Here is a 23261-nt window from a genome sequence, read left to right on the forward strand (position 1 = left end):
CCATTTCGCCATGCACAAATGAAAAACCCGGCCGTAGCCGGGTCGGTCAAAGTAAAGTTACCGACGCGCCGTTATGGCTGCGTATCCAACAAATACCGGACCACGGCCGCGAACTCCTGCGCGTAGCCGTCGACGCTGGTACTCGCCATACCGGCGTTATCGATCTTGTATTTGCCGGAAACATAAAACGACGGCGTCGCACGTACGTCCAGCGCCTTCACCGCCTCATTTTGCTTGGCGATCAGGCCTTTCACCAACAGGCTGTGGCGCGCATTTTCATAAGCGGCCGCATCCACGCCGGCGGCGCTGAACACCCGCTGGATATCCTCAACGCTGTTGATGGCGCGCTTCTTTTGCAGCTCGTCAAACAGCGGCCCTTCAATTTTATCCTCAATCCCCAGCACCATCGCCACCGACCAGGCCTCGGTCAGTTCGTTACCCAGCTTGCCCATCAGGCCAACGTGATACTTGGTCAGTTTACTGCCGGCAGGCAGCGCTTGGCTGACGGTGCTGCCAACATGGTAGGTGTCGGCAAACTGGTAGCAGGGGCCGCAGTAGAAGGAGAAGAATTCCACCACCGCAGGGGCGGAGGCCACCGGTTTATCCAGGCGAGTATATTGATCGCCTTCGCGATAATCCGCCGCAGTGGCGGCAGGAAGCAATAACATCAGTAGCACAGCGGTGATCAATCGATTCATTTTAGCCAACATAAACACTCCCGTTTCAGATTCGACTATTGTCCCTAACGGCGGTGTTTATAATAAAATTATCGGTTCAAATCCAGTTTTTATTGCCTTCTGTATAGGGAGTTGACACACATCAAAATCAAAGCCTGAAAACCCGCGTTTCATTGGTATTCTCCACCTCAACCACTATCCTTGAAAAAGGAGAGTGGAATGCAAAGAATCCCGCGACTGGAGCCGGCGATATAGAGGTAAAAATGACACTGATTAATAAAAACGTGGGTGAATATGACTTCACTGCGGAAAAGAAAGGAGGGATGATCACCGGAACCATCAGCGGCGAGTTTCCGGACAGCGACGCCAACCTTCCTCTTCTGCCCTTCTCCGGCACCTTTTCAGCGCCTTCTGTCGCGGGGGCGATTGCGGACATTACGCGACAGTTCCCTGACATAGAACCCGCGATCGTCGATTTACTGCAAGAAGAGATGCTCAAGGCTGGGTTTTAGCCCGTATTATCTCAGTCGGCCGACACTCCCCGATTAGAATAATCTTACTTACGGAATCTTTTCGGTTTGCCTACTCTTTCCATATTGCTAACCTCCGCATCGGAAGATAATACTAGCCACCTCGATTTAGTGACAAAGGTTATATTATGCGTCGTATTCTGATGTTCATCAGCGCGGTGACTATTAGCGCAATGCTGGCCGGCTGTTTATTCCCACCTCCTGGTGGCGGTGGCGGTGGTGGTGGCGGCGGGCGCGGTGGCCCAGGCGGGCCCGGTTATCACTTTAATGCACCACGCTAAATAACAGCCCCTTTAATAGGGGGCTTAATAAAAATATATTTATCAGAACTCAGGATGTAATAATGAAAAAACTGATGCTTATCCTCACCGCCGTGATGGCGTTAAATAGCGTACAGGTCTTCGCGGCGCCGCCGGTAAATGAGCCTAATGAAAAACCGATAATTCATCAGAATAATAAAAAACCGCATGACAATAAAATGCCGCCAAAGCCGCATCACAATAAAAAACCGCTCAGGAAAACGCACAAACCAACGCCGGAAAAACGCGCGCCAGAGGTTCGCCCCGAGCACAACAATGGTTCCGGTTATTGAATCTGCAGTCACCCCAACAGCGGACAAAAAACACCGCAAGGTGATCAGGTGGGCGTAGCATGCAGCGCCCCGACGAAGGGAACCAAGCCTACCAAGGCAGTTTAGGCTGGATAGGCGAAAAGGCTGCGTCAGCGGTGGCTGACGCAGCGCGGTAACCTTAGTTTTTGTGCAGTTGAATGCGCACTACGCTTTCCGGTTTGCCGGCCTTGGTGCTCGCACCGTCATTTTTCACCGTCACGAACAGCACATTATTGCGCGTATCCAACGCCAGGCTGTTAGGGTGCGGCGGCAGCGCCACGGTTTGCAAGCGCTTGAGGGTGTTCGAATCAAACACCGTCAAGGTGCCCGCCCCCTGCTCGACGCGGATCCCATTACGGTTGGCAACGTACAGACGTTGGTTGCCGTCGTCCAACAGCAGGCCGATCGGCACTTCATCCGTCAGTTCGCTGGCCAGCACCTTGCCGCTGTCCGCATCCAGAGCAAATACCCGGTGCCCGCTGCTGCGCTTGGCATAGTCGTGCCCCAGATGAGTGTTGCGGTAATCGTCACGATCGATCCCCTGATCCACCCCTAACAAACGGTTATTCTTGCCGTCATACACCAGGTTCAGCAATTGATCCGCCTGGATCTCTTTCGTCGAGGTGATTGCCAGCGTATCGGCATTCAGAGTGATCAACTGCCCCTGCATGTTGGAGACGAATACCCGTCGTCCTTTCTCGTCGAGCGTGATGCCCACCGCGTTATAGCCAAAACCGGGAATGATTTTTTCCAGCTTGTTATTGCGGGTGTCGACCACAAACAGCACGCTATCCACGCCAAATCCCAGCCCCGGCAGGAACAGGCGACCGGTCTGCGCGTCATATTTCACCTCGCGGATCCGGTACTGGTAATCCTCGGTGATCTTGAAGCGCTTAAGCTCCTTGAGCAGGAACTCCAGCCGTTTGCCGCTGATGCCCGCCTGTTTGTAGGTCTGCTCAAGCATCGTCTTTTCGGTCACCGGGATGCTGCTCAGCGCACGGTTGGTCTGAGTATCCACCACGCCAACCGAACCGTTGAAGCCCTGCGTCAGATACAGCCGTTTACCGGCATCATCCAGCGCCACGCCAAACCCCTTAACCTGCAGCGGGATCTCCGCCTGCACCGCCAGCGTTGCCGGATCCAGGCGCAGCACGCGAGAACGCGCCTCTTCCTTCCAGTCCGGCGCGCTGACGAACAGCGACTGCTGGCTCGGGCTGTAGGCCATCTCCACCAGCGCAGACGACAACGCCTGACGCTGGATATCCTCTGGTTTGATCCCGGCATCGCGGGCCTGTGCCGCACCGGCCACCACCAACGAGGTTGCAATCAACAGCGACAGTAAGGCGCGGGGTGTTCCTATTGTTCCAGACATCCGTTTATCTCCTTGAAATAATAAAGCCCGTTAGGGTGAACAACGTCATTCCTGCGGCGCCGGCGACAGGGCCGACAGCGGGATGTCCCCGCCAGCGTGCTGCGCAAAATGTGAGAACACGTGCTGAATGGTGCCGGCGATCAACCCCGCTTGCTGAGCGGTGTAGTGATCGGTGCGGTAGGTCATCATCACGCGCAGGGATTTCACGCCGTCGAGGTTTTCCTCCATCACCTCAAACTGCAGGCCAAGCAGCGATTCGGTTTTTTCCGGCTCTACCTGGCGGTACGCCACCGTACTGCCGTCTTGCAGAGTGAATTCCCCGTTCAGCTTGATGCGGCTGTGGATCTGAATGAACACTTCGAACATGTGATTCTTGCGATCGGCGTGCGCGCCAAACAGCCCCTCTTCCACCAGATCGATCGGGATATCGGTGTAAGGCATCGAGCCGTTGATGGTGTTTTTGACCTGGTCGATCAGCCCCGCCAGCGTCAGCGAATCAGCGAAACGCACCCGGTGCACGACCACGGTGGTGAAATAACCGACGGTATCGAAGAATTCGGCGTCGTTACGGCCGGAGGTCGAGGTGCCCACCAGCAGGTCCGACGGGCCGCCAAGCAGGCGCAGGGCGGTGGTAATGCCGGCGTAGACCACGTTGAACAGCGAAGCGTTGTTCTTTCTGGCCTGAGCGTACAGCCCATCCGCCACCGCCGGATCGACGTCGAACTCCAGCCACCCGCCGTTGACGTCGGCCTCTGCCGGTACCGCAGGATGGTGTGAAGGCTCCTGCCGGAACAAAGGTTGGCCGACCGGTGCATCGCGCAGGTTATCGAGCCAGTAATCCAGGTGTTTTTGCCTGACGCCGCTCGCCTGTTGCTGCCGGGCGAAGGCATAAAATTGCGGCACCTCGGTTTTCCACGTCGGCGGCTGCCCCGCCACACGATAGCGGTAGGCCATGCCCAGCTCTTCCATCATCAGGTTCAGCGACCACTCGTCCAGCACCACATGGTGGAACAGCAGCGAGAGCAACTGCCGGCCCGTTGCCGCGTCGCGCAGGAAGGTGGCGCGCAGCGGCAGCTCGGCGGCCAGGTTAAAGCGGTGTTCACCGGCTTTGGCCAGCATTTCGCTCGCGTCGCCGGGCGGGGTTTCATGAGAGAAACGGAACCAGGCATAGTCCGGCAGCTCAACGGCCGACACCACCTGCTGGCGCACCTCGCCTTGCTGCTCGATAAACAGCGAGCGCAGTACGCTGTGGCGCACCATCACGTCAATAAACGCCTGGCGCAACGCCCCTTCATCCACAGGATCGAGGAAACTGATGGCGAACGGCAGGTTGAAGATTTCATCATGACCAAAAGCTTCGTAAACCTTCCACAAAGAGTGCTGCGCCAGTGACAGCGGCGCCTGTACCGCTTCGCCCTGATCCTGAGTGACCCGCTCCGCCACCGGGGCCGCAGCCGCCTGCCGTTTCGCGTAAACCGACAAGCCGCGAGCGGTAGCGTGGCTGAACAGATCGTTAATGTTAAGCTCGATGCGGTGCAGGCTAAGCAGCCGACCGATGACGCGGGTCGCTACCAGCGAATGCCCGCCGCGATCGAAGAAATCTTCATCGAGGGTCATCTCCGGCGCGGCCAGCGCGTCGCGGAACTCATCCAGAATCAGCTGAGCGATCTCTTCATTTACCCTGTCGTCCACCACAGTGCCGCCGTTGTCCGGCGCCATAGGCCGTTCACTGGCGGGAAGCAGCGCCGCCGTTATCCTCTGCCCGGCAAGAGAAGCGACAAACTGCTCCAGCAGGAAAGGCGCTGCATGCAGGGTTAACCTTGGGTCCGCGACCAGCTCCAGCAACACCGAATCGGGATCCGGCAGGCTGAGGGCCAGCACCAGTTCAAAGGGGGTATGCAGCGGCGGCAACAACATGCGCTCGGCGCTCACGCCATCGAGCTGCAAAGCCACCGACGGATCCGCCAGCCAGGTCACCAGCAGTTGGGCCAGGTCTGGGTTCGGCTCTTCCGCCGTTTGTTGCGCCAACAGCCTGTTCAATGGCTCAGGGTCATGGTGTTGTAAAGTCAGGCGCTTCAAGCGGGCGGTGTCCGTCCAGCTCTCCAGGCCGATAGCCTCTTGCGCATCCCCTTGTGGCACGCACAGTTGCAGCGGCTGCCCGCCGGCCTGAGCGGAGATAAAGCCGGCGAAGCGAACGGCAACTGCCGCCAGCAGCTGCGCCGGATTTTCGGCGGCGGGTAACATCCTGCGCGCAACGCGGGTCACGATGCGTACACCGGCCTGCGCCAGAATGCCATCTTGCGGCATAGCCGGACGATAATCCCGCAGCGCAGCCGCATGGCGCGGCCACGGCAGCGCCAGAGCGGTACTTTCCGGCAATCGCGCATTTAACCCCTGCGGCGGCAGGGCGGCATACATCGGTGCCGGCTCCTGCCCGTTGTACAGTGCCGACAACCGGGTCAATAAGTGCCGGCATGACAGCGTTTCAGTCAAAATATCGTGCGCAACCACGCCCAACACGGCGTTTGCGCCCGTGAACACCAAAAAGCGCAACGGCGCTTCCCGTGCCAGTTCGAGCGGTGTGGCCTGCGCCTGCAACAAACGGCTGACCGCCTGTTCCTCGCTCGTCACCGGCTGAATCTCCACCGGGTTCAGCCGCGCATTGCCGCGCAGCTTGCGCAAACCTAGCTCATCATCGAAATCATAGCGGACGTCCAGCTCCGGCATCTGCCGCGTAAGGGCCTCCAGCGCGCTGGCCAACCTGCCGATATCCGGCTCACCGCCCAACCGCCACGCCATCGCCTGTTGGCTGCCGCCGTCTCCCCGCTGCTGGTGGGTGAACCACGCAAGCTCTTCCGCCTCGCTCAAAGGCTGCGAGGCATCCGCCGCCTGCTCGCCCAGCGTCTTGAACGCCAGATCCAGACGCTGGGCCTCGTCGTCGCTCAGTATATTGTCAAAATAACCGCTCACTGCTCTATCTCCTTGTGTCCGGTCGCACCGGAACGTCGGGGAACGCTTGTCACGAAAAGGGGCGTTTGCACGCCCACTGGCATCTGACAAAGCCCGTTATTAGGGAGAGCGTGCCGAAGGGGTCGTAGCAGCTTTAGCTGCCGGAGTGCCCCTCGGTGCGCTAGGCCCGGGTATCTCGGACTCGAAAACCACTCTGCCATCAATCTCAGGGGCGTTTGCACGCCCCACCGACAATTGACAAAGCCCGTTATCAGAATGTCAGTTCCAGTGCGGCCCCGATCATGCGCGGACGCTGCTGGGTCGCGGTATAAACGTCGTTGCCGCTGACCATCACGCGACGTTCCGAGTCAAACAGGTTCTGCGCATACAGGGTGGCGCGGCCATAGGCGAAGGTGTACGCCAGTTGGGTATTCGCCGACCAGTAAGAGCCGATACGCCCGCGTGAATCGTTGTCGTACTGCGAGTAGTAGGAGTCCGAGAACGCCACGTTGCCGCTCAGTTCCAGCCCGGCCATCAACTGGTACTTGGCGCCCATGTTGGCGGTATAGGCCGGCGCACGCGCCAGTTCGTGCCCATCTACGCCGCTGCCCGAGAACTTCTTGATCTTGGTCTTCAGCAGGCCGACGTTACCGAACAGCTCGAAGTCCCAACGCGGCTGCCAGGTCGCCCCTATTTCCGCACCGTAGGTTTCCACCTTGTCGGCATTGCGGATCACGCTGGAGTTCTCACTCAACGAATAAGGCAGTTGCATGTCCTTGTAGTCGTTATAGAAAACGTTGCTGGTCAGGATGACGTTGGCGTCTTTCAGGTGGTGGCGGGAATACAGCTCATAGTTCCAGACATATTCGGAGCCGTAGGTGTAGCTGACCACCGGCGTGCCGATAGTGATGCCGGCGCCGCCAGCGTTATAGCCGCGCGCCACTTTGGCACCGTAGGTCTGCGTGTCCGTCGGTTTCCAGGCCAGATCCAGCTTCGGCAGGAACACATCGTAGGTTTCGTCGAAATCGATACGCACGGCGTTGCTGCCACCGGTGCGCCGGCGATGTTCACGTTCCACGCGGCTGGCGGCGGTGATATCCACCTGCGGCGTGATGGCGTAGGTCAGTTCGGCAAAGGCCGAGTTGGTGTCGGTTTTATCCTTGAAGCTGGAACCGCCGAAAATATTAACGAACTCATCCTGCTTGGCGTGGAAATAGCGCAACCCCGCCAGCCCGCGCAGACGGCTGTCTGGCCCGCCAAAGCGCGCCACCGGCTCCACATGCACCTCTTTACCGTCGATTTCTGCATACTGAATGTTGTAGGCCGTAGGACGGTTAATGTTGAAGTCGGTGTAAATAACGCGGTTTTCCAGCGTCAGACTGTCGGATTGCTCCCAGGCCAAATCCCAGACACTGCTGTTGGTGTTGCTTTTAAACACGGCACGACGCGGATCGTGGCGTGGGTTGGTCGGGTGAACCAGCGGGTTAAGGCTCTCGTTTTGCGGTGAAGTACTGCCAAAATGGTTAAAGGTCAGCTTGGTGGTCAACTCGCGCATACCTGCCGGGTTAAACAACAGTTTGGCGCGAGCGGTAGTGGCTTCAACCTCACGAGGATCGCCTACCGGTTCATAGGCGGGAAGGTCGACATCGCTGCGGCGACGCTGGCGATCGACGCTGACGCGGAACGCCAGTTGGTCCTCCACCAGCGGGCCGGAAGCCATGGCGGACAGCTGTGAAGAATGCTGGTTGCCGGCTCCGCCCTTGAAGGCGCTTTCCCAGTCGAAAGTCGGATCCTTACTGGTCATCACGATGGCGCCCGCAATGGCGTTGCGCCCCTGAATATAGCTCTGCGGGCCGAGGAACACTTCAACGCGATCCAGATCCCACAGCGACTGCGGACCATATGCCTGCTCGTTATAGGTCAGAGAGCGGCCGTCCATTGACAGATTGAGGCGCGGGCGGGTGCCGCTGAGGAAAGCATTGGCGCCGACGTTCGGGCCGGAGCCGTCGATGCCGCGCACGGTCGGCAAATTGTTGCCAATGCCCAAATCGACCACGTTGGGGGTCATGCGCAGCAAATCGGTGACCTGCAACGCATTCGGCATGGAAGAAATCCGTTCGCTGTCGAACACTTGCACGCTGGAGCCGGTATCGAAAATGGTGCGTTTAATTTTTTCGCCGGTGACCAGCAGGCTCTCCGAGTCCTGCCAATTGCCCTGGCGTTTGCTGTCGGCGGCTTCCTGCACCTTATCGTCCGGCGCTGCTGCGTTAACGCTCCCCACAGACACAGAGCAAAGTCCCAAAAAGAGTGAGGAAAATGCCCCGATGGCCTGTAAGCCCGTTTTTTCCTTGTTTCCTACGATTTTATGCCTTTGAGCCGCTGAATGCTTGCTCATAGATGTATTCTCCTTTCATCCCAGATGCACAAAAATTTGATTGTTTTCACATAGGTAACGACGCTGACACTCACACTAACACTGGCATTGCGGCCTTCCTGACCTTGCTATTGCCTATCCCTGCAGCAGACGGCTTCCCCCCAGACGCACAGCGGGCGGATGCAGTATTTTTGTCTGGAAACGTAAAGAAATGTTAATAATGATAATATTTTACATATTTTAATGCAAATCATTATCAATAAGGAGAATGGACAGGCTCACAAAGAAACAGCATAAAGACCAAAAAACGGGTTTCTTTCATCATTTCAAATCGCAATAATTTCTTTAAAAATTAATATAAAACATAATAATATCAAAAATAGCCATTTACCCTGGGGTGACAATACTCATCCTGCCCCTTATGACGACTTCGTTTTACAATAACAAATAAAAATAGTAATAATTTTCATTCCCATTAACATTGACATATATTCTTCCCGTCTCTCAATACTGATGGAAACCCAATGAAAGCGTTGACCACGATGCAGGCCGCCTACTGGGTGGGCCGGCAATCCGAAGCGCCGCTGGGGGGCGTCTCCGCCCACCTGTATGCGGAATTTAACGGCTGCGACCTGGACGTCGAACGACTGAGACAGGCCGTGACCACCCTTTATTTGCACCACCCGATGCTGCGCCTGCGCATCACGGCGGACGGTCAACAGACCATTGATGCCTGCGGTCCGCGCCATTGCCTGCATATCGACGATTTCCGTCACGCCGACGCCCCCGAGGCAGCCAACGCGCTGAGCGCCAAACGCCGGCAAAAAAGCAGCCAAAAATTGCCGCTGGAACAGGGTATTCCCTGTGATATCAGCCTCAGTCTGTTGCCAAACGGCCACAGCCGGCTGCATGTGGATTTGGACATGATCGCCGGCGATGCCATGGGATTTCGCGTGTTGATGGAGGATCTGGCGCGGTTTTATCACCACTGCCCGGCCGCCCCCGACAACGACGGCGTGCCCTATTTTGACTATCTGGATCGGCACCATGCCGACATCGAGCTGCTGCAGCGACGATCCCGCGCTCAGGCCTGGTGGCGCGAACGCCTGGCGCAACTGCCGCCCGCGCCCCACCTGCTGCGCGCACCGGAACGCTGTCAGAGCGATCGGCTGGCGCTTCAACTGAACGCCACAGAGGCTCGGGCGCTGGCCGATGCCGCCAAAGCGCACCGCGTCACGCTTTCCTCCCTGTTTCTGGCACTGTTTGCCATTACCGTCGGCCACGGCTGGAACCTGCGACGCTTCCGGCTCAACGTACCCTTGTTCCACCGCGATGCGGAAGGCGTAGAGGGCATCATTGGCGACTTCTCGAATTTGGTGCTGCTCGGTGTAGAGCTCAATCCGGCGGAAAACTTGCCCGCCTTCTGCCGCCGCCTGATGGATCAGCTGGCGGAATTGCTCGCTCATGCCGACTACCCGGGCGTGAGCGTGATGCGCGACCTGTCGCGCCTGCACGGCAGCATGCAACCTTCGCCGGTGGTGTTCACCGCCGGTTTCGGCATTCGCGGCAAAGCGCTGTTTTCCGACCAGGTCACCCGCACCTTCGGCCCGCTGGACTGGGTGATTTCCCAGGGCCCGCAGGTGGCGCTGGACGCCCAGGTGGCGCACGCCAACGACGGTATCTTGATCAACTGGGATCTGCGGATGGATGCCTTCCCGGACCGATTACCGCAGCAGTTGTTTGCCACCTACAGCACCCTGTTACAGCAGGCGGCACGCCACCCCGACAGTTTCAGGCGGCCATTGGCGCAGTTGCTGTCACAGTGCTTACCGGAAACCCAGGCCCCGGTACGCCAGTTGCTGCACCGTTTGTTGGCGCGCGTAGCGCCGGGCGTCATGCTGCGCGACGATGACGACATCACCGCCCTGCCGCTGCCGGAGGCCGCGTTGCTCGCCCTGCTCGGGGTGCTCAACAAATACCTGCCGGTAGCCTTGACCCCGCAAGATCTGGCGGCCCACCCCACACCGGCGGCGCTGGCCGCTTTGATCTGCGAGCGTGACCCCAACGCCGCCGAAGGCGCGAAAATGCTGCTGAACGTGCTGGCGCCTCAGGTCTGATATCGGTTTTGGGCGCGTAGCCCCACGCGCCCTGCGTTCTTTTTCATCGGTTAGCGACAATAGGGAAATACCATGGAGACACCATTAACCGCGCTGCAACAGGCTTACCTCCTCGGCCGCAGCGAACAATGGCCGCTCGGCGGCGTGGCGATGCACGATTTCCGCGAATACCGCGGCCAGCGGCTGGATCTGGCGCGGCTGGAAACCCGGCTGGCCGAACTGGTGCGGCACTATCCCGCGCTGCGTACCTGCCTCGATCCCCAGCGTTTCACCCAGCGCGTACGGCCGGAAACCACGCTGAACCTGGATCGGCACGATCTGCGCTCACTGGAGCACGATGCTGCGCAGCAACGGCTGGCCGCCTTGCGCGAGCTGTATTCGCACCAGCGCCACGATCCTGCGCAGCCGTTGTGGCGTATTGCCGCCATTCAGTTGCCGGAGACGCAGGACGCAACCGGGCGCTACGACACCCTGATTTTCACCAGCTTCGACGCGCTGATCCTCGATGGTCAGGGCATCGCTACCCTGATAGCCCGGCTGTTCGATGACGCTCCGTTGCCGCCAATCGCACCGGCTACCCCGCCGGCCGCCGCAACGGCAGAACAGCGCCGGGCCGACGCCGCTTATTGGCAGACCAAACTGCAGGACGTCACCACACCTTCGGCGTTGCCGTGGCGCGCCCCGCTGGCCAACATCAAAAGCTCTCGCTACCGGCGCGCCAGCCTGACCCTGCCACGCGACGTGCTAAAAGCCTTTTCACGCCTGGGCTCAGCCCATTCGCTGCTGCGCAACAGCGCCCTGTCGGCGGTGATCCTCGATACGCTGGCGCAGTGGACCACCGACGGCGAGCTGTGTGTGGGCGTGCCGGTGGCGTTTCCTGCTGCTGGGGGTTTGCTCGGCAACGCCTCTAGCTTTGTGGCCGTGCGTTATTCGCGCGAGGGCGGTACCTTTGTCAGCCGTGCGCAGGCACTGCAAGACGACATACTGGGCGCTCTCGACCACCTGACGTTTTCCGGCGTCGATCTGGCGCGGCAGCTGCTGAACCGCAGCCAGGGCGCCCCGGCGCTGCCGGTCATTCTCACCAACTGCCTGAGCTGGGAGACACTGCCGGCCGGCGCACCGGTCCGCTACCACGACGGCCTGACCCAAACGCCGCAGGTCGCGATCGACATCCGTCTGACGCAGGACGCCGACAAAAATCTGCAACTGTGCGTCGATTACGCCGAGCAGGCGCTGGACGGCGAACAGGTGCAGGCGATGCTGGACGCCCTGCAACGCCGCGTGGTGCAAATGTGCCAGGGCGGCGATCTGGAGATCGCCCCGGCGCGCTTTATCGATTACCGACACTATCGCCATAACCACGGCGAAGCGGCATTCACCGCTTATCCCTACCTGGCGCAGCTGGCCGAACGGCTGTTTAACGACCCACAGCCGCGACCGGCGCTGATCTGCGATGAGCAAACCCTGTCTTATCCTGAACTGGGCCGCCAGGTCGGAGCCGTAATGGCCAACCTGCAACGGCGCAATCTGGGGCGCGGCAGCGTGCTGGCGCTGTATCTGGCGCGCAGCCCGGAACACGTGACTGTCTCCCTGGCCTGTGCGCTGCTGGGGGTTATCTGGGTGCCGATCGACATCAACTCGCCGCCGGAACGCACCGCCTATCTGCTGAGCAACTGCCGGCCGGATCTGGTGGTGCATCAGGGCGAGCTGGATACCCCGCACGGGGTGACGCCGACAGAATTGCTCGATCCGGCAGCCGGCACGCCTGAACTGCCGGGCGACCAGACGCTGACGGAACGCAGCGCAAGCACCGAAGCAAGCTATTACCTGTACACCTCCGGCACCACCGGCAAACCCAAATGCGTGGTGCTCAACAACCGCGCCACCGCCAACGTGCTTGGGCAGACTCTGCAACGCTGGGCGGTCACCGCCGATGATGTGTTTATCTCCGTGACGCCGCCGCACCACGATATGTCGATGTTTGACCTGTTCGGTTCGCTCAGCGCCGGTGCGACGCTGGTTCTGCCCGCCCCGCATCAGGAAAAAGACGCCATCAGTTGGAACCAGTTGGTGGAGCGCCACCGCGTCAGCCTGTGGTGTTCCGTGCCTGCGATCCTGGAAATGCTGCTCACCTGCAAAACGGCCGACAGCCTGCGCTCACTGCGGCTGGTGGCTCAGGGCGGCGATTACATCAAACCGGCGACGGTACAGACGTTGCGTGGCCTGCGCCCGGACATCTGCCTGTTCTCACTCGGCGGCCCGACAGAAACCACTATCTGGAGCATCTGGCACCCAATTGCAGCGCAGGACACCGGCACCGTGCCCTACGGCCAACCATTGCCGGGCAACCAATACTTTATTTGCCATGACGACGGCACGCACTGCCCGGCCGGCGTGGTGGGCCGCATTCATACGGCGGGGGTGAATCTGGCGTTAGGCTATCTGGAAGACGGCGAAGTGAAGCAACATGACTTCGTCCCGTTGAATGGCCCCGACGGGCAACCGCTGCGGGCCTTCCGCACCGGCGATCAGGGCTACTATCGCCCGGACGGCAACATTTTGTTCGCCAGCCGGGTGAACGGCTATGTGAAAATCCGCGGCGTGCGCGTGTCGCTGCCGGAGATCGAAGACGTGCTGCGCGGGCATGAGGCGATTCTGGACATTGTGGTGGTGGATTATCCGAGCGGGGAAAATGCCGAGTCTACGCTGGGTGCGATGTACCTCACCCACGACGGCAAGCCGCTGTCGCTGGCGGATATTCGCGCCTTCTCGACGGGCTATCTGCCTTGTACACATATCCCGACGCGCTTTATCCACGCCGAAGCGCTGCCGCTCTCCGGCAACGGAAAAACCGACCGTCACGCTATTCGCACCGCGCTCGGGGCCGGGCGGGCGGCTCCCGGGTTGAACGCCTGTGCAGCACCTTTGCCGAGCGCGCCGCCGGCGCAGAGCGGCAAAATTCTGACCATCTATCTGCAGGCCATCGGCGCGGCGCCACGTCCTGAGTGGGGGGAGGAAACCGCCTTTATCAGCATGGGGCTGAAACTGCCGCACATCCGCCAGGTGGCCGCACGGCTTAATGACGCCTTTGGTACCCAACTGCCGCCAACGGTGCTGATCCCCTGCAAAAATGCACGGGAGGTCGCAGCGCTGCTGGCCCGCTAACCCTCAATCCCCTACGGGCAGGGTCATCCCCTGCCCGCTTTCATCAGGCGGGCACCGCCACCAGATCACCGATCGCCATCTCCAACGCCCCTTCCCGTAACGCGCGCTGCAAAAAGTCCTGCAAGGCGCTTCGGTAGTTGGCCGCCCCGGCGGTAGGGAACTGCTGCACAAAGACATCGATATCCAAATGCAGATCGCCGGCGTCAGTGCCGCCACGGAAGATCAGGTTAACCCCGTCGCCGGCACCGCCTGCCAGCACCCGGCGCGTGCTGGTGCAACCGCTGAAACCGGCCGAGTCGAACGGCTGAACGTTGATAAACGGGGAAATAAACAGACGCGACGCGGGCGTCACGCCGCGATCGGCGGCAATCTGCCGCAGGCGATAACCGGCGTGGCTGCGCAGTTCGCGCAGCGTCTGCGTCACGCCGGACAGGAAATGCCCCAGCGTCTCTTCCGCACGCAGTGAAACCAGAAACGGCAACGTATTGACCGCCAAAGCCGGCGTATTGGTCGCTTTGCTGCTGCGACGATTCATCGCCGGCATCCACAGGGTCCGCGTATCCCCTCTTTCATGCGGTAAAGGCGGCAACGTAAAAAACAGCCAGGCGGCGGACAGAGCCAGCAGCAGATCGGGCCAGCCGATACCGCTGCGCTCGGACAACAGGCGCAGCCGCCGTGAAATGTCCTCCGGCAGCGGGGTGCTGGTGCTGAGGCATTTCACGCCATATTCCCGGCCGCCTTTACGCACCGTTGGCAACACCTGCGACGGCGGTAAATAACGCTGCCAGAACCGACGATCCTTGTCGCAGCGTTCGGAAGCCCCGTAGGCCAACTCATGTTGCTGGAAAGCGCTGAAGGTGCCCAATGCTTGCCCCGCCGCGCCCTTGCCGAGAAAATGCGCGTACAGCGCAGCGCAGCGATGCTCGACCAGCGCCATGCCGTAACCATCGATAATGATATGGTGAGCACGCAGGTACCAGATATAGCGCGTCGGCCCCAGAGTGAGCAGCCACACGGCCGTCATCGGTTGGCTGTGCAGATCCATCGGCTGCTCGGCATCGGCCTGCATCAGCCGCATTGCGGCCTGGTAAGGGTCGGGATGTTCCTGCAAATCAATACGCTTCAGGCGCGGAATCCGTTCGGGATCGTAGCGCTGCATCGGCAACCGATCGCCTCTGCGGGTGCCAAACCGCAGCGCAAACGCCTGCGTTTCTGCGACAGTGAGGGTTATCGCCCGACACAGCGCCGCCTCGTCCACCGCTCCGCGCAATTCGGTGGCGTGAGCGACGGTGGAAAAGGGCTGCCCGGGGTGCAGGGTAAACTCCTCCCAGAAATCTAACTGTGCCGGCGACAGCGGCAGCCATTCAGTAGCCAAAAGGGTTTCCGACATGTTACCTACCTTTGATATGCGACATGGAGACCAGAAAAACGACGGCCGCAACGCGCTGAAAGTGTTTCAACATGGTTACAAATGAAAATGATAATAACACTTATTATCATTTTCATAAATATAGGACAACAGGTTAATGCGTGTCGAATGAAGGATTATCGAGGCAAAAAACCTTCGCCGGCGGCGGTGGAAATGTTGGCGATCAAGGCAGTGATCGGAAAGGAATCCGCCACAGCCAGTTCCCAGATCCGCAAAGCCTCATTATAGTTAGACCAGGGGGGCTGCCTGAATGCCACAGCGGCGGCAGTGTCCCCCATCAACCTGAGGGAGCTATCACTTTTATGCTTTTAAAACAAACAACTGCAGGTCTGTTATTGGCGGGAACCAGCCTGTTGGCGGCGGGCAGCGCGCTGGCGGCTTCCGATACGCTGGTCTATTGCACGGTCGCCTCGCCGGAGTCTTTCAATCCGCAGCTCGCCAGCTCCGGGCCGACGTTTATCGCCACCTCGCAGGTGCTGTATAACCGCCTGCTGACGCTGCGCGAAAGCGATAAAACCCCTGCCCCCTCGCTGGCCACCGAGTGGACCATCAGCCCGGATGGCAAAACCTACACCTTTACGCTGCGCAAGGGCGTGAAATTCAACAGCAACAAATACTTCACCCCGACGCGCGACTTCAACGCCGAGGACGTGGTGTTCACCGTGATGCGCCAAAAAGACGCTAATCATCCGTACCACAAGGTGTCCGGCGGTAACTACGAGTACTTTACCGACACCGGGCTGGACAAGCTGATTACCCACGTCGAAGCGGTGGATAACGACCACGTGCGCTTTACGTTGAGCCAGCCCAACGCCGCGTTTTTGGCCGACTGGACGATGGATTTCGCCTCGATTCTTTCCGCAGAATACGCCGATGCCATGCTGAAGAAAGGCACGCCGGAGTACGTGGATAACTGGCCTATCGGCACCGGCCCGTTCGCACTGCAGCAGTACAAACAGGATTCGCTGATCCGCTACGTGGCCAACCCGCATTACTGGCAAGGCGAGGTGGCCAGCAAACACCTGATTTTCTCCATCACGCCGGATGCGCAGACCCGGGTGGCCAAGCTGAAAACCAACGAGTGCCAGATCATTCCCGCCCCGCTGCCGGAGCAGTTCGACGCCATCAAGAGCGACAAAAACCTGCAACTGCATGACATCAACGGCCTGAACGTCGGCTACCTGGCGTTCAACACCCAGAAGAAACCTTTTGATAACGTGCTGGTTCGCCAGGCGCTGAGCTATGCGGTGGACAAGAAGGCGATTGTCGCGGCGGTGTTCAAAGACAGCGGTACAACGGCCAATTCGCTGCTGCCGCCGGCGATGCTGGGATACAACGACAAACTGCCGGAATATACCTACGATCCGCAGAAGGCCCGTGATCTGCTGAAACAGGCCGGGCTGGAAAAAGGCTTTGAAACCGACATCTGGTCGATGCCGGTGGCGCGGCCATACAACCCTAATTCGCGGCGTATTGCCGAGATGATCCAGAGCGACTGGGCGAAAGTGGGCGTGAAGGCCAAAATCGTCACCTGGGAATGGGGCCAGTACCTGGCCGGGCTGCGTAAAGGGGAACAGCAGAGCGCGCTGTATGGCTGGATGTCGGATAACGGCGACCCGGATAACTTCGCCACGCTGCTCGGCTGCGCCGGCGTGCAAACCGGCGCCAACATAGCCCGCTGGTGCGACAAAGGCTACGATCGGTTGATCCAGCAGGCGATTCAGGTGAGCGCCCCGGCAGAACGCGCCAAGCTTTATCAGCAAGCGCAGGTGATTTTTGCCGAACAGGCCCCGCTGCTGCCGCTGGCTAACGGCAAGGTGTTCTACGCCACCCGCAGCAACGTCAGCGGCTATGTGGTTGACGTGAACGGCAGTGACTTCGCCAAGGCGAAGGTGAACTAAGCCAAAGCGCCGGGATAAATTCAAACCCGGCGCTTTCCTCTCCTGTAACATTTCGTTACTCTCAATGCCTATCGAATCTCAGGTTAACAAGGCAAATCGAGTGCAGAAAACATTTATGCCAATGCAGATCCGTCTGCACTGGCTGGTCGCTATCCTGTTGGTCATCACCTGCGCCACGATTGAGCTGAGAGGCTTTGCCGAACCGGGCACACCGTTATGGTATCTGCTGGTGGTCACCCACTTCAGTTGCGGGGTGACGGTGTTCGTCTTGATGATCGCCCGCCTGATCCTGCGCGGGCGTCACGCCTCCCCCGCCATCAGCCCGATGCCGCCAAAATGGCAAACCGGCGCGGCGCATCTGGTGCATACCCTGATTTACCTGCTGCTGCTGACGCTGCCGGTTCTGGGCGTCTATTCCCGCTATCTGGGCGGCAAGGAGTGGTTTTTATTCGGCCTGCCGATGCCGTTTGCCGAGATTGCCGACCGGCCGCAGGCGCGGACAATTATCGGCTGGCACAAGACGCTGGCCTCTTTCGGTTATTGGCTGATTGGCTTGCACGCCGCTGCGGCGCTGATTCATCATTATGCCTTTAAGGACAATACCTTGGTGAGAATGCTGCCGCTGTTTAAAAAGCGCTAACCAAGGGCAATAAGATAATAATAAGCATGTATATATAAGCCAATGGAAATAATCTATTGGCTTATTAATTCCACTATTGCTTCGATAAAATAAAAAATTCCCCCATCGAGTTGTATCTATCCCGGATATTGACTAAGGTTATCCATACAGTTCATATGCTCGAAATTTAATAACGATAATCACACGTCCGTTTATTTAAAATTTATGTCTTCATCTTAAAAACGCCAGTTGTTCTTCTGGGCAGCGGTGTCATGCCATGTGTTTACACAAGGCGATTTAGCGCTACCCATAATTTCATTAATTAACTTTCATCGACTACACACACGGGAAAGTCAATATGGCTTCCCCATTCATAAAAGTCTGGAGAAAAGTAATGAAAATAATGACTGGCGTTATTCTACCCACGGTTGCTGCCCTCGTTTTTTCCGGTATGGCGCAAGCGGCAGACAGCGCAAAAACGATGACCGGCAAAGCGCTGGTGACGTTGGAGCATGTGCACGCCGTACAAGAAAATGGCAGCCCCGCGCCCGAGCACGATGCCGCCTGTATGAAACAGCTTTCGAAACCTGAATCCAAGTATGTCGGGATGAAAGTGACCAGCGAATACACCATCGATACCACTTCAATGATGATGTCCGCAAAATCCATGCTGCCCTCCCCGAATACCCTTCAGCCGCTAGAAATTACGGTTGATTTGTCCCCGTTGGGCATGGCGGGTGTTTATGCGTTTGGCGCCTTCAAACCGAGTTCTTTGCCGCAGGATTATGTTTATTTCACTATCGACAAAGACTATAAAAACCCGGTCAGCACCTTTATGATTATCAATAAAGACGAAAAATATAACTGCGTCATTTCCAGCTCTAATAAAGCAATGAGCAAAGAACAGCGCAGCCACCTTGTTGTTAAGCAATAACCGCGACTATTCATTAGATAATAATGGGGGCTGCGGATAGCTAACTGCCCTGCCCCCATATTTGTACCTGCTGTTTTCATCCGCATTAAATAGTGCCGAATTCTGATGCAGAATGACCGCCCTACTCATCCTTATATACAGGTTCAGAGTATCTCGAAGGCCATATCTCTGCAGGGGGTAGATTCAAAGCTTCGGCTATCAGCCTGTTATCTGATGCGCCTACTATCCCATTTAGGGATAATGGCAGATATTCGACTTTGGGATATCACTCGCGGAAAGCACCATGACTTCAGTTTATTCAGCCGAGTATCAATTAGTTATAAAAATACTTCGGGATGCTCGCATAGAAAAAGGCATAACTCAGACCAAACTGGCCGAGGCGCTGGGCCGCCCGCAGTCTTTTATCGCCAAGGTTGAGAACGGCGAGCGCAAGCTGGATGTGGTTGAGTTCGCTGTGATGGCACGGCTGCTTGGGGTGGATGCAGGTGCCGTGCTGGGAATGATTGCTGGGCGGGTTCATTCATTGTAATAACAAATCAAGCCTACGACCTTCGCATTACGAATGTGTAAATAGATTGCGTATCGAGCGCCACGAGCAAATTAGGCACTTCCGAGCCGTTGGTGTACTGATCCCACCCGGTAGAGGATCCTACCCTATAGTTAGGCTGAGTCATCCGCACGATTTCGGCGGTTATGAGCGAAGAGCGGACATCCCAGACATTCAGGCGGCTTGAAGCCGCGAATATGCATCACACCTGGGCTTTACGTTGCGACCAGGAGGTGAACGGGAATATAGGGCAAGATCACAGCTGCGATATCGCACCCTGGGTACCACCGTGCGCGGCGATGAACATGGCGACGGCCGACCGACAATATGATTCGATTTCGTTGTCGTCCTCTGCTCTGGCCTCATCGAAGCGCGCGATAATCAGAAGGTCGGAGCCTTTGAAAAGCGCAGCAAACAAGCGAGCGGACTGAAGAGGATCGGGAACGTTCAGAAGCACCTTCGCGTGCAACTGACGCAAAAGGGCTTCGATTTGGGCGATTACATGAGCGGGGCCGGCTTCGTAATGGAGTTTGCTTAACGACTTTTGATTCGTCTTGTCGGCCATGACCATGGCTTCGACGCTACTAACGTCGGGTCTTAACAGCGTGCGCAGCAGTAATGTTCCAACCGCCATCAATTGATCTTCAACTGAACCGTCGACGCCTTCAAGAAGAGCCTGTGGTGCAAACAACTGCCGGCAACCGGCCACGATGGCCGCGCTGAACAGTGCCTCCTTGTTCTCGAAATGCCGATAGATGCTGAGTTTGGATATCTTCGCCCGCTGGGCGACCTTGTCCAGGGTCGTCGCCTGAAATCCCAATTCTACGAATAGTTCGGAGGCGGCCTCGACGATTGTCTGGCCAAGCGCCTCGTTGACAGGCCTGCCCCGCCGGGCTGGGTTGTTTTTATTGGTCACTATAAATACAGTCCTTGACAGTATCTTAATTATTTAATTACGATACCATACAGTTTTATAAATGTGCAAGGTGCTCTAGAACTAGCTTATCTCCTTACACTCCTTACATCCTCAACACGGAAATCATCACCATGAATGACGTCATCATCATCGGAGGCAGTTTTGCCGGTCTTGCCGCCGCCCTGCAGCTTGGCCGTGCCCGTCGCAAGGTCACAGTCCTCGACACTAACCGGCAACGCAATCGCTTTGCTGGCCATTCACATGGTGTGCTCGGCCACGATCACAAGCCACCACAGGACATCCTGGTCGAGGCACGGCAGCAACTGGCACGCTATCCAACGATCACGCTGGTCAACGCGCGGGCCGAGAGTGTATCTGGCACCATCGACAATTTCTGCGTAGTCACGGATGATAACGAAAATCTGCGGGCGCGCCGCTTGATTCTGAGTTATGGCGTCGTTGACCAGATGCCTGATATTCCAGGCTTTGCTGAAAGCTGGGGTACGTCCATCATACCATGCCCCTATTGCGACGGCTTTGAAGTCGCCGACCAGCACTGGGGCCTCGTCTGGTCTGGTCCGCAGTCGCACAATCAGGTCAGGCTCTTCCATGACTGGACAGACAGGCTGACTGTCTTTGGCAACGGTCACGACATCGCCCTCGACATACGGGCCGACCTGGCCGCTCGCCGGGTACCTCTCGTTGATGGCCGGATCACCGAAATCGTCCGTCACGGGAGCCATGGTGCCACCATCAAGCTCGATACTGCTCCCGATGTCGTGGTCGACATCCTGTTCGCGCATCCGCGCAATAAGCCGTCCGCAAGCCTGCATGAAGCATTGGGCCTCGCAACGGTCGATACCCCTCTGGGCATTGCCATCAAGGTCGACGATCGCCGCGAAACCAGCACGCCCGGCATCTACGCCGCCGGTGACCTTGCTAACCCAGCGATGGCCTCAGTCACCACGGCAATATCGCACGGCGCGATAGCGGGTATTTCCGCTCAACAGTCGATGCTGGTTTGACGGGTGCACACATGGAATTTGAACACGTCACTTTCGACCTGCCCCACGGTACTTTTCACGCGCTGCAGGGTGGAGATGCCGATGGCCAGCCGACGATCTTCTTGCACGGCTTCCCAGACCATCCACCGACTGCGAAGGCCTTTCTTGCCGAGCTCGGCCACCGCGGACGTTATGTGGTAGCCCCATGGCTTCGCGGTTACGCGCCGTCTCCGACTGCGGGGCCGTTCGACTTCGCAGCCCTCACCAGCGACGTGCTCGCGCTGATCGACCGCTGGTCTCCGGGTCGACCTGTGGAGTTGATCGGCCACGATTGGGGTGCCCTGATCACGTACGATGCCTGCGTCACAGCACCGGAGCGGATCGAACGCGCAGTCACGCTGGCAATCCCGCATCCACTCACGTTCATGGGCCGGATGACCAGCCCGGCCCAGCTACGACGTAGCTGGTACATGGGGCTTTTTCAACTGCCTGGAAGCGGATGGATAGCCACCGCCCGTGATTTTTCCCTGATCGACCACCTCTGGCGTCAGTGGTCGCCCGGCTTCTCGCTCGAGCCTGCGCTCCAGAAAGAGTTACACGAGCACCTGTTGGCGAGCATGCCCGCGCCTCTAAAGTTCTACCGAGCGATGTTGCGGCCCGGCATGTTTGATGCGACGCGCCGAATGTCTCAGCCGATTAAGGTGCCCTTGTTGCAGCTTCACGGGGCCAACGACGGCTGCATCTTACCCGCGCAGGTCGACGACCGACATCGGTTTGCCGCCCAACGCACGAACGAGGTCGTCCCTAACCTTGGCCACTTTCTGCACATTGAGGCACCCGAGGCAATTGCGAAACGTATCGCGGCATGGGCCAGATTAGCGTCGCTCCCCCAGCGCTGATAAATGGATCGTTAATTAAGAACAGATCAGAACAAGGAGATTGCATGACTGAGCAAAACACCTATCAGGTTGCAGACTGGAAAGGTCAAAGTGGGGAGCATTGGGTCGCCAACCAGGCCCGGCTCGATGCCATGGTCGCGGTGTTCGGTCAAGCCGCGATCAAAGCCGCTTCGCCCGCGAAGGGCGAGCGCGTGCTGGACATTGGCTGCGGTGCGGGCGCCTCGAGTCTGGCTCTGGCCGCCTGCGTTGGCGCGGGGGGGCAAGTGCTGGGTGTGGACATATCCGAACCGCTGATCAACCGAGCGCGCGCGATCACGCCATATGATACGCCAGCCCTGTTCCAAGTGGCCGACGCGAGCAGAGTCGAACTGCCCGAGGGCTCGTTCGACATCCTGTTTTCGCGTTTCGGGGTGATGTTTTTTGATGATCCGATAGGGGCATTCGCCCATATGCGACGCACGCTCCGACCAGGCGGGCGGGTCGCTTTCGCTTGCTGGCGCGGCGTTGCCGAAAATGATTGGATGCGTCTTCCCATTAACGCGCTCAAGAGTATTGTTCCGCTGCCCGATCCCGAATCGCTCAGCCCATTTTCATTCGGCGCCAGCGGACGAGTAGCACACATCCTGACAGCAGCCGGTTTCACCGATATCGTTATCACGCCCTTTGATGCTTCTGTTCCGTTCGGCAAGGGTGGGACGCGGGACGCTGCGATCGTCGATGCGGTGAAAATGACGCTCGAGGTGGGCCCGCTGTCGCGTGCGCTTGCTGATCAACCCGACGATATCCGCGCCTGCGCCTGGGGTGCCGTTCGTGCAGCCTTCACGGGGCTTACTGGCGAGGGCGCTATGATGATCAGCGGTGCGGCGTGGATCGTTACGGCACGCAACCCGTCCAACTGACGGGAATTAATTGTTGAGGACACCTACGAGCCTGTAGGCATACCAGGCTTATCAAAAAAGGCGGCACTTTTGCCATTCTATTAGGAAATGGAATTATGGCGGATAGAAGACCACTCAAATCCTGGCGTAGTTGTTCCTAAATCTGGTGGTGGTACCCAGCCCAGCGATAGTAACAACGATGGAAGAGTTCGAGAGAAGCGCTCGGATGCGGGTAAACCACGTAAATAATGACAAGCTGCCTATGGGCAGCTTTTTCTTATGATGATCTAGCCGTAAACCGGACTCACCCTATTACTCAAGTAGGTTGATGAAACGTCAG

At 58.2% G+C, this 23261-nt stretch carries 19 protein-coding genes; 12 read left to right on the forward strand and 7 right to left on the reverse strand.

All coding sequences use genetic code 11. The features are described from left to right. Positions 1-71 precede the first annotated feature (71 nt). Positions 72-710, reverse strand: a complete 639-nt coding sequence (locus ACUTSW_RS11300; protein WP_062869783.1) for a DsbA family protein — start codon at positions 708-710, stop codon at positions 72-74. Between the two features lie 230 nt (positions 711-940). Here ACUTSW_RS11300 and ACUTSW_RS11305 point away from each other — a divergent pair, with 230 nt between their 5' ends. The 3 genes from ACUTSW_RS11305 (at position 941) to ACUTSW_RS11315 (ending at position 1799) form a co-directional block, all read left to right on the forward strand. Beyond that, complete coding sequence (locus ACUTSW_RS11305) at positions 941-1189, forward strand: hypothetical protein (protein ID WP_063198199.1); 249 nt, start codon at positions 941-943, stop codon at positions 1187-1189. Positions 1190-1335: 146 nt separating this feature from the next. Further along, positions 1336-1488 carry a hypothetical protein gene (locus ACUTSW_RS11310; protein WP_445584413.1) on the forward strand — a complete coding sequence of 51 codons (153 nt, stop codon included), beginning with the start codon at positions 1336-1338 and terminating at the stop codon, positions 1486-1488. A gap of 62 nt (positions 1489-1550) precedes the next feature. After that, on the forward strand, positions 1551-1799 hold the full coding sequence (locus ACUTSW_RS11315; RefSeq protein WP_445584414.1) for a hypothetical protein: 249 nt from the start codon (positions 1551-1553) through the stop codon (positions 1797-1799). Positions 1800-1956: 157 nt separating this feature from the next. Here the strand turns inward: ACUTSW_RS11315 and ACUTSW_RS11320 are convergent, their stop codons facing one another. The 3 genes from ACUTSW_RS11320 to ACUTSW_RS11330 form a co-directional block, all read right to left on the reverse strand. Beyond that, positions 1957-3189, reverse strand: coding sequence for a YncE family protein (locus tag ACUTSW_RS11320; protein ID WP_062869780.1), 1233 nt, complete (start codon positions 3187-3189; stop codon positions 1957-1959). A gap of 45 nt (positions 3190-3234) precedes the next feature. Then, a complete protein-coding gene (locus tag ACUTSW_RS11325; protein ID WP_445584415.1) occupies positions 3235-6159 on the reverse strand; it encodes a condensation domain-containing protein in 2925 nt (974 codons plus the stop codon). A gap of 250 nt (positions 6160-6409) precedes the next feature. After that, complete coding sequence (locus tag ACUTSW_RS11330) at positions 6410-8533, reverse strand: TonB-dependent receptor (RefSeq protein ID WP_445584416.1); 2124 nt, start codon at positions 8531-8533, stop codon at positions 6410-6412. 503 nt (positions 8534-9036) lie between these two features. Here ACUTSW_RS11330 and ACUTSW_RS11335 point away from each other — a divergent pair. Then, complete coding sequence (locus ACUTSW_RS11335; RefSeq protein ID WP_445584417.1) at positions 9037-10629, forward strand: condensation domain-containing protein; 1593 nt, start codon at positions 9037-9039, stop codon at positions 10627-10629. Between the two features lie 72 nt (positions 10630-10701). Further along, on the forward strand, positions 10702-13794 hold the full coding sequence (locus tag ACUTSW_RS11340) for an amino acid adenylation domain-containing protein (protein WP_445584418.1): 3093 nt from the start codon (positions 10702-10704) through the stop codon (positions 13792-13794). Positions 13795-13837: 43 nt separating this feature from the next. Here ACUTSW_RS11340 and ACUTSW_RS11345 read toward each other — a convergent pair whose 3' ends face one another. Continuing rightward, entirely contained in the window at positions 13838-15184 is a 1347-nt protein-coding gene (locus ACUTSW_RS11345) for a condensation domain-containing protein (protein ID WP_445584419.1), read from the reverse strand. A 341-nt stretch (positions 15185-15525) separates the two neighbouring features. Between ACUTSW_RS11345 and ACUTSW_RS11350 the strand changes: the two genes are divergently transcribed. The 3 genes from ACUTSW_RS11350 to ACUTSW_RS11360 all read left to right on the forward strand — a co-directional run bounded on the left by ACUTSW_RS11350 (position 15526) and on the right by ACUTSW_RS11360 (position 18677). Then, positions 15526-17124 carry an ABC transporter substrate-binding protein gene (locus tag ACUTSW_RS11350; RefSeq protein ID WP_445584420.1) on the forward strand — a complete coding sequence of 533 codons (1599 nt, stop codon included), beginning with the start codon at positions 15526-15528 and terminating at the stop codon, positions 17122-17124. 115 nt (positions 17125-17239) lie between these two features. After that, the gene (gene cybB, locus ACUTSW_RS11355; protein WP_445584469.1) at positions 17240-17764 is read left to right on the forward strand and encodes a cytochrome b561; all 525 of its coding nucleotides are present in this window, start codon (positions 17240-17242) and stop codon (positions 17762-17764) included. A gap of 373 nt (positions 17765-18137) precedes the next feature. After that, complete coding sequence (locus ACUTSW_RS11360) at positions 18138-18677, forward strand: hypothetical protein (protein WP_445584421.1); 540 nt, start codon at positions 18138-18140, stop codon at positions 18675-18677. A gap of 121 nt (positions 18678-18798) precedes the next feature. Here ACUTSW_RS11360 and ACUTSW_RS11365 read toward each other — a convergent pair whose 3' ends face one another. Next, positions 18799-18924 carry a helix-turn-helix domain-containing protein gene (locus tag ACUTSW_RS11365; protein WP_445584470.1) on the reverse strand — a complete coding sequence of 42 codons (126 nt, stop codon included), beginning with the start codon at positions 18922-18924 and terminating at the stop codon, positions 18799-18801. Between the two features lie 36 nt (positions 18925-18960). Here ACUTSW_RS11365 and ACUTSW_RS11370 point away from each other — a divergent pair, with 36 nt between their 5' ends. Next, the gene (locus ACUTSW_RS11370; protein ID WP_445584422.1) at positions 18961-19206 is read left to right on the forward strand and encodes a helix-turn-helix domain-containing protein; all 246 of its coding nucleotides are present in this window, start codon (positions 18961-18963) and stop codon (positions 19204-19206) included. 274 nt (positions 19207-19480) lie between these two features. On the opposite strand, the gene ACUTSW_RS11375 is transcribed toward ACUTSW_RS11370, so the two are convergent. Beyond that, positions 19481-20140, reverse strand: a complete 660-nt coding sequence (locus tag ACUTSW_RS11375; RefSeq protein WP_445584423.1) for a TetR/AcrR family transcriptional regulator — start codon at positions 20138-20140, stop codon at positions 19481-19483. A 131-nt stretch (positions 20141-20271) separates the two neighbouring features. Here ACUTSW_RS11375 and ACUTSW_RS11380 point away from each other — a divergent pair, with 131 nt between their 5' ends. Genes ACUTSW_RS11380 through ACUTSW_RS11390 form a run of 3 tightly spaced genes read left to right on the forward strand, consistent with a single transcriptional unit; the run spans position 20272 to position 22942 of the window. Beyond that, positions 20272-21165: an NAD(P)/FAD-dependent oxidoreductase gene (locus tag ACUTSW_RS11380; RefSeq protein ID WP_445584424.1), complete on the forward strand. Its 894-nt coding sequence runs from the start codon at positions 20272-20274 to the stop codon at positions 21163-21165. An 11-nt stretch (positions 21166-21176) separates the two neighbouring features. Beyond that, positions 21177-22043 (forward strand): alpha/beta fold hydrolase, encoded by an 867-nt coding sequence (locus ACUTSW_RS11385; protein ID WP_445584425.1) that lies wholly within the window; start codon positions 21177-21179, stop codon positions 22041-22043. A gap of 44 nt (positions 22044-22087) precedes the next feature. Then, positions 22088-22942 (forward strand): class I SAM-dependent methyltransferase, encoded by an 855-nt coding sequence (locus ACUTSW_RS11390; protein WP_445584426.1) that lies wholly within the window; start codon positions 22088-22090, stop codon positions 22940-22942. Positions 22943-23261 lie beyond the last annotated feature (319 nt).

This window comes from Serratia sp. TSA_198.1, assembly GCF_052686505.1.